This window comes from Veronia pacifica (assembly GCF_001707825.1).
GTDB lineage: Bacteria > Pseudomonadota > Gammaproteobacteria > Enterobacterales > Vibrionaceae > Veronia > Veronia pacifica.
The window spans coordinates 1-11873 of record NZ_LYBM01000076.1; the positions used below are offsets into that span (position 1 = coordinate 1).

The 11873-nt window shown below is 46.4% G+C and carries 10 protein-coding genes and 1 rRNA gene; 6 read left to right on the forward strand and 5 right to left on the reverse strand.

Features of this window, described 5'->3' with window-relative positions; genetic code table 11:
- The first annotated feature begins 18 nt into the window (after positions 1-18).
- Both rrf and A8L45_RS22595 read left to right on the forward strand, forming a co-directional pair.
- A 5S ribosomal RNA gene (gene rrf / locus A8L45_RS22590) occupies positions 19-134 on the forward strand.
- Positions 135-371: 237 nt separating this feature from the next.
- Positions 372-710, forward strand: a complete 339-nt coding sequence (locus A8L45_RS22595) for a YggL 50S ribosome-binding family protein (RefSeq protein ID WP_068905607.1) — start codon at positions 372-374, stop codon at positions 708-710.
- A 68-nt stretch (positions 711-778) separates the two neighbouring features.
- Here A8L45_RS22595 and A8L45_RS22600 read toward each other — a convergent pair whose 3' ends face one another.
- Both A8L45_RS22600 and epmB read right to left on the reverse strand, forming a co-directional pair.
- Positions 779-1267: a GNAT family N-acetyltransferase gene (locus A8L45_RS22600; RefSeq protein WP_068905608.1), complete on the reverse strand. Its 489-nt coding sequence runs from the start codon at positions 1265-1267 to the stop codon at positions 779-781.
- Between the two features lie 76 nt (positions 1268-1343).
- On the reverse strand, positions 1344-2366 hold the full coding sequence (epmB, locus tag A8L45_RS22605) for an EF-P beta-lysylation protein EpmB (RefSeq protein ID WP_068905609.1): 1023 nt from the start codon (positions 2364-2366) through the stop codon (positions 1344-1346).
- Between the two features lie 34 nt (positions 2367-2400).
- On the opposite strand from epmB, the gene efp reads away from it, so the two are divergent.
- The 3 genes from efp (at position 2401) to epmA (ending at position 5844) form a co-directional block, all read left to right on the forward strand.
- Positions 2401-2967, forward strand: a complete 567-nt coding sequence (gene efp / locus A8L45_RS22610; RefSeq protein ID WP_068905610.1) for an elongation factor P — start codon at positions 2401-2403, stop codon at positions 2965-2967.
- A gap of 255 nt (positions 2968-3222) precedes the next feature.
- Entirely contained in the window at positions 3223-4698 is a 1476-nt protein-coding gene (locus A8L45_RS22615) for an SPFH domain-containing protein (protein WP_068905611.1), read from the forward strand.
- 174 nt (positions 4699-4872) lie between these two features.
- Positions 4873-5844: an elongation factor P--(R)-beta-lysine ligase gene (gene epmA / locus A8L45_RS22620; RefSeq protein ID WP_068905612.1), complete on the forward strand. Its 972-nt coding sequence runs from the start codon at positions 4873-4875 to the stop codon at positions 5842-5844.
- A 116-nt stretch (positions 5845-5960) separates the two neighbouring features.
- On the opposite strand, the gene A8L45_RS22625 is transcribed toward epmA, so the two are convergent.
- The 3 genes from A8L45_RS22625 to rsgA all read right to left on the reverse strand — a co-directional run bounded on the left by A8L45_RS22625 (position 5961) and on the right by rsgA (position 11134).
- Positions 5961-8945: a methyl-accepting chemotaxis protein gene (locus A8L45_RS22625; RefSeq protein ID WP_068905613.1), complete on the reverse strand. Its 2985-nt coding sequence runs from the start codon at positions 8943-8945 to the stop codon at positions 5961-5963.
- Positions 8946-9096: 151 nt separating this feature from the next.
- Positions 9097-9981, reverse strand: a complete 885-nt coding sequence (gene asd / locus A8L45_RS22630; RefSeq protein ID WP_068905614.1) for an archaetidylserine decarboxylase — start codon at positions 9979-9981, stop codon at positions 9097-9099.
- A 100-nt stretch (positions 9982-10081) separates the two neighbouring features.
- A complete protein-coding gene (gene rsgA / locus A8L45_RS22635; protein ID WP_068905615.1) occupies positions 10082-11134 on the reverse strand; it encodes a small ribosomal subunit biogenesis GTPase RsgA in 1053 nt (350 codons plus the stop codon).
- Between the two features lie 78 nt (positions 11135-11212).
- On the opposite strand from rsgA, the gene orn reads away from it, so the two are divergent.
- On the forward strand, positions 11213-11758 hold the full coding sequence (gene orn, locus A8L45_RS22640; RefSeq protein WP_068905616.1) for an oligoribonuclease: 546 nt from the start codon (positions 11213-11215) through the stop codon (positions 11756-11758).
- Positions 11759-11873: the final 115 nt, after the last annotated feature.

Here is an 11873-nt window from a genome sequence, read left to right on the forward strand (position 1 = left end):
AAGGCTTAGCAGAATTTGCTTGGCGACCATAGCGTTGTGGACCCACCTGATTCCATGCCGAACTCAGTAGTGAAACGCAACAGCGCCGATGGTAGTGTGGGGTCTCCCCATGTGAGAGTAGGACATCGCCAGGCTTCAAATTGCCTTTTGTCTTCCTGAAGATGAAAGAAAAAACAGAAAAGCCCTGACCATAACGGTCAGGGCTTTTTCTTGTCTGTGCCTTCCATAAAAATATTTTTGAATGACAGTGATATCCAGCTATTGTCTCCTAATATTCATGTCTCAAAATATCGAACCATATTAATTATTTTCATATTATCATTCAGGGTCCTGTACTAGACTGGCATCTTTATCCTGATTTGGATGACATCATGGTTCCTAGTACTTCACAACGCAGTCGTCGTTTACGTAAAAAACTGTATCTAGACGAGTTTGCTGTTTTTGGTTTCTCAGTCAACCTTCACTTAAATACAGATTCTGATGACGCTTTAGATAGCTTTATCGATGAGCTTGTGATGTTTGCTGATTCACGTCATTTAATGATCGGCGGCGGTGGTATGAAAGAAATAGAACTCGTTTTTGGTTCTTCACTTCGTTATGGCTCAGCCACTGAGCAAGACAGAGAAGCGGTAAAATTATGGCTCGAAGCACGTGATGAGGTATCCGTTATCTCTTTGGGTGAGCTGGTTGACCTAAATACTGTGTATTAAATACAAATGGGAAGCGAGTCCGATCATGTCTGTCAGACTCGCTATATTAATCCGAAATCAGAAGAGGTTTAGATAATACGTGCCATATAGAGGGCATCTACATATTTACCATTTTTAAACGCAAAGTCTTTTGCTTCTCCCTCTACAACAAAGCCGAACTTCTGATAAAGCGCTATGGCTGGTTTGTTGTCACAGAAAACCTCTAATTCGATACGTCTGATGTTGAGCCAATTATCTGTCAGTTCCAGCACGGCTTCCATCAATGTGTTTCCGACTCCTTTGCCAGTGTGATCGTCGTGAACAGCCATACCGATAGTCGCCACGTGACGTCTGCGGGGTGTTGACTCGATCCAGAGAGTGATTTGTCCGATGACAAGGCCTGCCTCTTCAGCAACTAAAAAGTAAGTGCCATTTGATGACTGACCAGTACGTTTCTCCCATTCGGCCATAGATGGGTAGGGTAGGTGAGTTGTTTCACCTTGAGCCCGCGGACACGAGAAAATATCTTGAAGGGCTGCGCTGTCACGATTTTCTACATGGCGTACGGTAATTGTCATTGCTGCTCCAAAGACGAGGGTTAGTCATACCATCATCTTTGAATAGACTTGGTACAGCAATGACTTGGCTGTGAACTCACTCCAGATTCAGATCCAAAGGCGTTTTACTTTTTCTACCCGCTATCTCTCTCGTCAGTCGAGGAACAAGGTAACCTGATACCTGTTCGACTAAGCCAGCCATTAGCTCCTTTGCCTCACTATCTTCAACGAGGAAGTGAGCAGCACCGGCCACTTTATCCAGCACATGAAGGTAATAAGGGAGGATACCTGCATCAAAGAGCGCATTACTCAGATCGACCAATGCGGGTACTGAGTTGTTAACCCCACGCAGTAATACGCTTTGGTTGAGTACAGTGACATTGGCAGCTTTTAGCTTTGATATACCTGTGATGAGATGATCATTGATTTCATTTGCATGGTTAATATGGGTGACCATCACCACCTGTAGTCGACTCTGATCCAGTAGCTCCGTCAACTGTGTGGTGATTCGCGATGGGATCACCACAGGTAGCCTCGAGTGGATGCGAAGTCTTTTGATGTGCGGGACTGTCTCGACAGCACGAATAAGCCATTCGAGCTCATTGTCTTTTGCCATTAGAGGGTCGCCACCAGACAAAATCAGTTCGTCAATTTCAGGGTGCTGGTTGAGGTAATCGACAGATTCCTGCCAGACAGATTTACTGCCTTTATTATCCTGATAAGGAAAGTGTCTGCGGAAACAGTAACGACAGTTAATGGCACAACCGCCTTTCACTATCATCAGCACCCGGTTGTGGTACTTATGCAAAAGCCCCGGCTGTTCATTACTTTGTTCGTCCAAGGGATCATGGATGAAGCCATCGACCTCAGTAAATTCCTCTGAAACTGGCAGCACCTGCAGTAAAAGCGGATCATTGGGGTTACCGGGTTCCATACGGTCGATAAAACTCTGTGGGACTCTCTGGGCGAACAAACGCCTTGCTGCAAAGCCTGATCGCCAGGTCGTGGCATCAATATTGAGTTGTTGCAGCAATTTCTCTGGGTCTGACACAGCATTTGATAGTTCTTTGATCCAGTTTTGCTCAACAGATGACTGATTTCGGGTTATTATGTCCGGCATTTATGACAACTTCGAAGATGTTAAGAGGATAGACATGGCGTCTTTTAGCACCAATGAATTCCGTGGTGGAATGAAAATTATGCTTGATAATGAACCTTGTGTCATTATCGAAAACGAGTTTGTTAAACCAGGTAAAGGCCAGGCGTTTAGCCGTGTGAAGATCCGTAAGCTGCTTTCAGGCAAAGTGCTTGAGAAAACGTTCAAGTCTGGTGAGACTGTTGAAGCTGCAGACGTAATGGATATGGATCTTGACTATCTCTACAACGATGGTGAGTTCTGGCACTTCATGAACAATGAAACCTTCGAGCAAATCGCTGCAGATGAGAAAGCGGTTGGTGAGAACGTGAAGTGGCTGGTCGAGAACAACACCTGCACCCTTACCCTATGGAACGGTAACCCAATTGCTGTTACTCCACCAAACTTCGTTGAGCTGGAAGTGACTGAAACTGATCCTGGCCTGAAAGGCGATACGCAGGGGACAGGTGGCAAGCCAGCGACTCTGACGACGGGTGCAGTGGTTCGTGTTCCTCTGTTCATCCAGATCGGTGAAGTGATAAAAGTCGACACTCGTTCTGCTGAATACGTTGGCCGAGTAAAATAATAGACGACTGACGAACAAGGCCGCATCATGCGGCCTTTTTTATATCTATCATCTCTCTTCTCAAGACCGCGCTCTATTCATGAGCACCTGCTCTCATATCAATACTTTTCACCTTTCGTAAAAACCGAAATCTATGGTCGAATGTTTCGACTTTTACTGATTGTTAACTTTTGTTACATTTTTATTTGTTGCTGGTTTGGAATTTAAGCCTCTGAAATTTATTGATTTATCAGTCAGCAACCCAAGGAGTGAGAAATGGATAGGATGAATCTCGGCGGTGGTCTTAAGGTGGAAGAAAGGCGTCAACTCTTACGTAAAGGGCTCAAAGGCGTGTTATACGCTATCCCAGTTGCCGCCGTTGCTTTAACGATTAATAGCTCAGTACTCATGACAGATGCGGGTTATAGCTATGTTCACCAGAATAATATCACCGGTGAACTGGATGTTTTCTCAGAGCCCGGTATTCACTTACGTATGCCGTTTCTTTCGAAGATAACCCAGTATGATCAGGTGATCACTGTATCTTTTGGTAATAGTAAGGGCGAGGACTTTTATCAGCGATTGAATCCGATAAATGTCAGGTTTGCCGACACCTATCGCGGTGATATTCCGGTGACTTTCAGATTTAAGCTGAGTTCAGACCCTGAGTCGATGAAAAAAATGCACAAGGAATTTCGAAATAACTCGAACCTGATTGATGCACTACTGGTTAAAAATGCTCGCAACGTTACCGTTATTACGGCGACGCAGTACACGGGCGAGGAGTTCTTTCAGGGAGGCCTGAACCAGTTTAAATCAAAACTGGGTGACCAACTTCGTGATGGTATTTACACCACAGAACGAAAGCAGGTCGAGGTAGAACAGATGGATCTTGCGCCAGTAGGTATTGAGCAGTCGGATGCAAACAAGCTTGAGCGGACCCAGCAACTGGTATGGAAAACGGTACCTGTCACTGATGAGAATGGTCAGCCGATACGTCAGGACAACCCGTTACAGCAATATGGGATTCAGGTGACACAGGTAACCATTGGTGATCCACTACCTGAAAAGCAGCTTGATCAACTGTTGTCAGATAAAAAGCGTCTTGTTGCTGACAGGATCCGTGCTATTCAGGAGCAGGAAACCTCAAAAGCACAAGCTGAAACTGAACAGCTCCGCAAAGAGATTCAACGTACACGAGAAGTGCAGGATGCTCAGCGGGCTAAAGAGCTGGCAGTCATTGCGCAGCAAAAAGAAGTGGCTGTCGCCGAGCAAATCGCTAAACGTGAAATTGTTGAAGCAGAGAAAACCAAGCAACTGGCAGTGGTCGAGAAAGAAAAAGAGCTGGCCATGGAGCAGGCAAATCTAGAGATTGAAAAAGCATTTGCCGAGAAAGAGTTGGCCAAGTCTGAGGCAAATCTGGGTATTCAGCAAGCCAATGCTAAAGCCGCAGAGTATGAAGCGAAGGCAATTCTTGCCAAAGGTAATGCTGAGGCCGCAATCCTGAAAGCTAAGTATGAGGCACTGGGTGCGCAGGGTGAGGTCTATCTTGCTGAGCTGAATCGCGATATTTCTGTCGCCATGTACAACAACCTGAAAGATTTCAAGGTTGAGGTGCCGGAGCACTATTTTGCGGGCGGAGAAAGTGGAAAAATGACCACCAACCTTGATGTGATCACTGGCCTTGGTGCGCTGGGAATGATGGAGAAAAGCCAGAAATTACAGCAAGTCGCTGTGACAGCAAGCCAGTAACCATCACTACCGTACATCATACAAAAACGGCACTTCAGAGTGCCGTTTTCATTTGCTTTTATACCCTGAGCGTCCATCGAGTACTGTTCTGTGAATCACTTTGTCATTTAGCGCGCCTTCAGCTTCTCTGTGTATACGGGTAAAATACCCTTTTATCCTCAGCAGGCCAGACCAATGACCCAAGAGTGGCAGCCCACTACCTCTATTTCAGCACTTAAACAACGCGCATCAATCCTTAAAACCGTTCGGCAGTTTTTTGAGCAAAGAGAAGTACTCGAAGTGGATACCCCAGCGATGAGTCAGGCAACGGTAACCGATATTCACCTGCATGCCTTCAATACACGCTTTGTCGGCCCCGGCCACGCTGACGGTGTTCCCTTGTACTTGATGACAAGTCCTGAATTTCACATGAAGCGTCTTCTTGCGGCAGGCAGCGGACCTATTTATCAGATTTGTAAATCGTTCAGAAACGAAGAGGCCGGACGCAATCATAACCCTGAATTCACCATGCTTGAATGGTACCGTCCGGGCTTTGATCATCATTTACTGATGGATGAAATGGATCAGCTATTACAGCAGGTGCTCGCGACATCAAAAGCGGAAAGAATGACTTATCAGGAAGCATTTCTTCGCGTGTTGAGGATTTGTCCTCTAGAGGCAGACGTTGAAGCGCTCAGGGGCGTAGCTTCAGGGATTGGGCTGACTGACATTACTCAACAGGAAGAAGACAAGGATACACTATTACAGTTGCTGTTCAGCATGGCTATTGAGCCTGAGATTGGTCAGACGACGCCTGCTTTTGTTTACGATTTCCCTGCCAGTCAGGCAGCGTTGGCAAGGATTTGTGACCATGATACGCGGGTCGCTGCCCGGTTTGAGGTGTATTTTAAAGGTGTTGAGCTAGCGAATGGCTTTTACGAGCTGGATGATGCAAAAGAGCAATTGAACCGATTTGAGTCAGATAATGAAAAACGACAGAGAATGGGGCTTCCTCCTCAGCCGATTGACCGCCATTTGATTGATGCTCTTGCTGCTGGCTTTCCTGACTGTGCCGGTGTGGCGTTGGGTGTTGACCGACTGATCATGCTGGCAGATGGACGAAAACATATCGATGAAGTGATTGCTTTCCCAGTCAGCAGAGCCTGAGCCACCAGTACACCTTAATAACCCCGACACGGGCACTGCATCCGTATTGTTGACCTCAGGCCGTGCAATAATGCTGTTAAGCGCCAGACGTCAATATTTTTCATTACCGTCGGTGTTTAGTACTTGAAGCGCTTAATCAGCTCGGTAAGACCATCGGCCTGAGAGCTAACGTCTCCCATATTGCCCTGAAGACGTGTGATAATTTGTGCGCAGAGCTTGATGTTATCGTCAACAGAACGCACGTCTTCAGAGACACTCTCAACTTGTCGGAACTGGTCCTGGATGGCTTCGTTGACCTGCTCGAAGTTCGAGCAGACATCATTGTTAGAATCCGTGATTTTCTTCAATAATTTGCCGGATTCACTGACCTGATTCACACCAAGGGAAATACGCTTGTCCGATTCATTAATCAGGGTTGAAATTTCTTTTGCCGCGTCAGAGCTTCGCTGAGCAAGTGCTCGAACCTCACTGGCAACGACAGAAAATCCTCTTCCTTGTTCACCCGCCCGGGCCGCTTCGACCGCCGCATTCAATGCCAACAGGTTAGTTTGAAATGCGATGCCGTCTATAACGCTGATAATCTGCTGCATTTGTTTACTCGACTGCGTAATTGCATTCATCGCCTTTTCAATATCTTCGATCACGGCTTTACCTTGAATGGCATTACTCAGGGCATCCTGAGACAGTGAAGAAGAGAATTTGGCTTTCGAGAGGGTTTCATTGATAGAACTGCGCATTGTTTCCATCAACTGACTGATACTCTGAATACTCTGTAGTTGTTCTTCCAGTTGCTGGTTAAGGCCTGATACCTCGCTACTGGCCTCGTCGGTTTTATCATTCACCGTGAAAGCCGTACCCTGTATTTCCTGAATCATTCCACTGAGGTTGCCAATCGTCTGATTGGTGTTGTTTTTAAGCTGCCTATAATCCCCGCTGACATCAAGAATGAAGTTCTGGGTCAGGTCGCCTTTAGACAAGGACTGCATAATGTCTTGTGTATGGCTAAAGGTTTCTTCCAGTTTTTCTCCTGTATCATTTACCGCAGAGGCCAGTTTAAGCAGCTCGCCCTGTGCTTTTGCGTTTGAGCGTGTTTTAAAGTCACCCTCGACAATCGCGCCCATCACAGAGAGGATACTGTTGATCACTGTGTTGGTAGAACCCGATGCGCTGTTCACGGATTCCTTCATTTCCTTTAGCTTGCCGCTGGCCTCAACGGTAACGGTTTGGCTAAAGTCTCCCTTGCTCATTGCTTCCATCACACTGCAGATTTGTATAATGATCGCCTCTGAATTTGCGATGGACTGATTAATGGATTCTTTGAGCTCTGCCAGTTCACCGGATGCATGTGATTCAACACGTTGATCATACTGACCTGATTCTAGCTGCTCCATTACCCGACGTGCGTCTGAGATAAAGTCTGCCGTCTTGATAGACGACTGATTGACCTGTTCTTTTACCAGTGCCAGTTGGCCTTTGGCATCTACCGTCACGCGTTTATCAAATTGCCCTTTCTGAACCTCTGACATCACGTTGCCAATGTCTTCGATGGTTTCATCAATGACACTTGCAGAGTCATTAATTTTTTTCTTCAACAGCTCAAGGTCGCCTTCGAGATTTAACTCGACGCGCTGCTTAAAATCACCCTCTGCAAACCTGTTCATGGTGGCTGAGATACTTTTAACGGCATTTTCTAGCGATGCCAGTGTTGCATTAAGTGCTTTTGCAGCCTGACCTGTCTCATCGTTGCTGTGGACTGCCGCACGGATAGAGAAACGCCAGTTCTGTTGGAGGGTAAGCAAACACGTTGAGAGATCCTGCACTGGCTTTGATACATAGCGGCCAAAGCGTGCTGCAACGAAAAGTATACTGCCGAGCAAAATAATCGTGAGAAGTATATAAATCAGTTGAAGGTCGCGGATTGCAGCCAACGCCTCGCTGGTTTTTTGCTCGACTACAACATACCAGGTTGTGCCCGCCGCGATGTCGACTGCATTATAGATAGACAGCGTGTCATCGCCCAGATAGTTCTTACTCTCAAGGCTGGTATTTCGTCCAACATCGGCTCCTTGCAACGCATTGTCAATGAGCTGGGTGTTGATCGTCAGATTTTGCCTGAATGATCCTTCGACCGTGTACTTATCACTGAAAAAGGTATCCGAACGTAGCTTTCTGTCTGAGCCAACAAGGTATGACTCGCCAGTTATTCCTAATCCATTGGCCTTACTCATTACTTGACTGACCTGATCGAGCGGTAACTGGATAATGAGAACAGCGACAGGTTCAGTGCCCATATAAACAGGCGTCGATATAAAACTTGCAGGGGCGCTGTAAGAGGGCAGGTAGGGTTCATAATCAACGAAAACAGGGTCTTTCTGACCTGCCTCGACGTCACGCTTCATTCTCTGAAATGCCTGTCCAATACCTGATTCGCTATATGGTCCATTGACAAGGTTAGTCGCGTAATCAAGCTCTTTGTAAACAGAATAAACGAGGTTCCCGGTATTAATATCAACTATGAAAATATCGTAAAAACCGAAATCGACAATGTAATTTCGAAAGGCCTCATGATACCGACGGTGCACAAAGTCGTAGCGTTCTTTACCTGCACTGGACAGCTTGTCTTTCTCACCCAATGGAAAGATGTTGTCTGCAATATACGCTTTTTGAAGCGCCAGTGTTTTGGTCTCGACTGACTCTAACATGAATTCAACAGGCGCTGACTGACCTGTCTTTTCTGTATATACTGGGCCAAATTGGTTTTGGTAGTAATCAAGAAGCTGAGTTGGGACCGTCTGGTATTGTTTATCATCGACTGGGTAGCTGTTGTACGTTTGAATAAACTCCGGTGCTGCAGCAACGGTGATCGGGCTTTTGGCAAGATTTTGGAGAACTGTAATGCTTTGACCAAAGTATTGCTGCAGGGAATCAGCTTTTAAGCTCGCAATTGCGTTGATCGACTGTGTTTTCTGAGATTCCAGAGAGGTCGTTGCGCTGTATAGACCGATAACAGCAGTGATGCCAGACGGTATCAAACCGACAAAGCAAAGTAGTATGGTAATTTTTTTTACCAGAGCAAAATCAGCAAAGCGAGTTGCCATCATGAGGTTGTCTCCGTATCGGTGAAAGATCACCAGCTTTGATGAATAAAAAATGAATTTTTATTTCAAAGTGTAGCAACGGACACATTTTTGAGACGAGAGATTCACAGTCTCAGACAAGATAAAATGAAAAAGGCCCAAAAGGGCCTTTTTGTTATGCAGATTTAGATGACAACTGACTGGCCTGACGCGCATAGGTTTCTCCCATACGTGTAGGTTGCCCAGGGGTGATGGATTCATCAAATTCAATAGTGCCTTTAGGGAACAGATTAATCACTGTGGACCCCAGTTTGAAGCGGCCCATTTCCTGCCCCTTTTTGAATGAAATCGCATGTTCGCCTTCTGTTGGATAATCCCAACGGCGGATGCTCTCGCCAGTCGGCGGCGTAATAGTGCCTGCCCATGTTGTCTCGATACTGCCTACTATCGTCGCACCAACTAATACCTGTGCCATCGGTCCAAAGGCCGTTTCAAAAATACAGACAAGACGTTCGTTGCGAGCAAATAGATTTGGGACATTTTCTGCGGTCATAGGGTTAACCGAGAAGAGCTCACCGGGTACGTAAATCATCTGACGCAGAGTGCCGTCGCATGGCATATGCACTCTGTGGTAATCGCGTGGCGACAGATAAAGTGTCGCAAACTCGCCATCAGAAAATTCTTCCGCCAGTGCTTGATCGCCACCCAGCAGTTCGCAGGCGTCAAATGTATGTCCCTTGGCTTGAATAAGACGGCCTTTCTCAATTGGACCCGCCTGACTGACACATGCATCAGCAGGGTGAGTGATAGTCTGGCTGTCGTCGTTCACTGGACGAGCACCGTCTTTCAACTCTCTGACGAAAAAGTCATTGAAGGTTGGATACACGGCAGGATCTGGGTTCTTCGCTTCGCTCATATCTACGTTGTACTGGCGAATGAACCATTTAATCACTGAAGTTGTGAGAAAACCTGCTTTAGCAGCAGCCAGTTTACCCATCAGTCGGGTTAACGCATGTTTCGGCAAGCAATACTGCAAGCCAATCTTCAGGTTGTCAGACACAGAGTTTATCCTAATATTTCTCGGTCATCAGTTGGTTACCTGTTGACCAGTTTTCAATCAGCGACACAGTCTACCTAGTTTTCGGGTAGCCTGCTAGCCACTAGTTTTCCTTATTGCGTGAGAACTGACGGTTAGCTTTCATTTCCGTCATACTCTCCAAGATCTTGTGATAACTGTGATAACGCATTTCACTGATCTTTCCCTGCTCAACAGCCTCACGGAGAACACAGCCAGGGTCGTCTCCATGTTTACAATCACGGAATTTACAGCCGCCAAGGTACTCACGAAATTCGACAAACCCTTGAGTGATTTCGTCTGGTTCAAGGTGCCAAAGACCAAACTCGCGCACGCCAGGGCTATCGATAAGGTCACCACCGTCAGGAAAATGGTAGAGGCGGGCGGTGGTTGTTGTATGTTGACCTAAGCCTGAATTTTCCGATACTTCACCGACATCGGCATTTACTTCTGGCATAAGGTTATTGACCAGACTGGACTTGCCTACACCGGACTGGCCGACAAAAATGCTTGTCTTATCAGCCAATCTGGTTTTTAACTGGTCCATACCTTCACCCGTTTCACGACTCACCATTAACACGTCGTAACCGATTTTTTCGTACAGATTGAGTACACCGGCAACGTGGGTGCGCTGCTGGTCGTCCAGCAAATCGAGCTTATTGATCACGATAAGAGGTTTGAAATCAACCTGTTCAGTTGCGATAAGGTAGCGGTCTATAATATTGAACGACAGCTCAGGCAAAATAGCTGAGACAATCACCACTTGATCGATATTCGCAGCGACAGGTTTTACGCCATCATAATAGTCTGGACGAGTCAAAACCGAGCGTCTTTCATGCACGGCTTCGACAACACCTGCGATCCCCTGAAGGGCCTCAACACCGGGGCGCCAGATGACATGATCGCCAGTCACCAGACTCTCGATAGAGCGGCGCAGGTTACACCGCTGGATCTCGCCTGTTGTGTTGTCTTCAATGTCGGCGTGTTGACCGAAACGGGTGATCACCGTGCCCTCTCGGGCTGACTCCAGAAGGGACTCGTCCCATTGGACATCATCTTGTTGACGGTCAAGGCGCTTACGTTGATTTGACCGAACACGGCGCAGTTGGCCTTTAGTGAGCTTTTTCTTTTTTGCCACGAGTTTGTCGCTAAGTTAGTTGGCTTTCAAATAAGGCTAAGTATCATACACGGTTTACCCTTAAAAAAGGCAATTGGGATGGCATTCAGCGATAAGAATTTAATCTGGATAGATCTGGAAATGACAGGATTGGATCCAAAGCAGCATAAAATTATTGAGATTGCGACGATCGTGACAGATGCCGAGCTTAATATTTTAGCTGAGGGGCCCGTCTTGGCTATTCATCAGCCAGATGAAGAGCTGGCAAAAATGGACGACTGGTGTACCAATACGCACACGGGCAGTGGGCTGGTGGACAGAGTTAAGGCTTCAACCATAGACGAACAGTCTGCGACAGAGCAAACGATCGCCTTTCTTGAGCAATGGGTGCCATCAGGAGTATCACCTATTTGCGGCAACAGTGTCAGTCAGGATCGTCGCTTCCTTTTCGATCACATGCCGGAGTTGGAAACCTTTTTTCATTATCGAACCATCGACGTTAGTACGATTAAAGAGCTTGCGTCTCGCTGGCAACCAGATGTTTTAAAAGGTTTCAAGAAGAAAGGAACGCATTTGGCATTGGACGATATTCGTGAATCGGTTGCAGAATTGCAGTATTATCGAACAAAGATCTTCGCGATCTGATTGAAATGTGAACGTTACGAAGAAAAATAACTTTTTTTGCTATTTTGCTATTGCATCGGCTTTTTTTCTTCGTATAATTCGCAGCCCTAACGGAGACAAACGTTTCTTGGAAAGC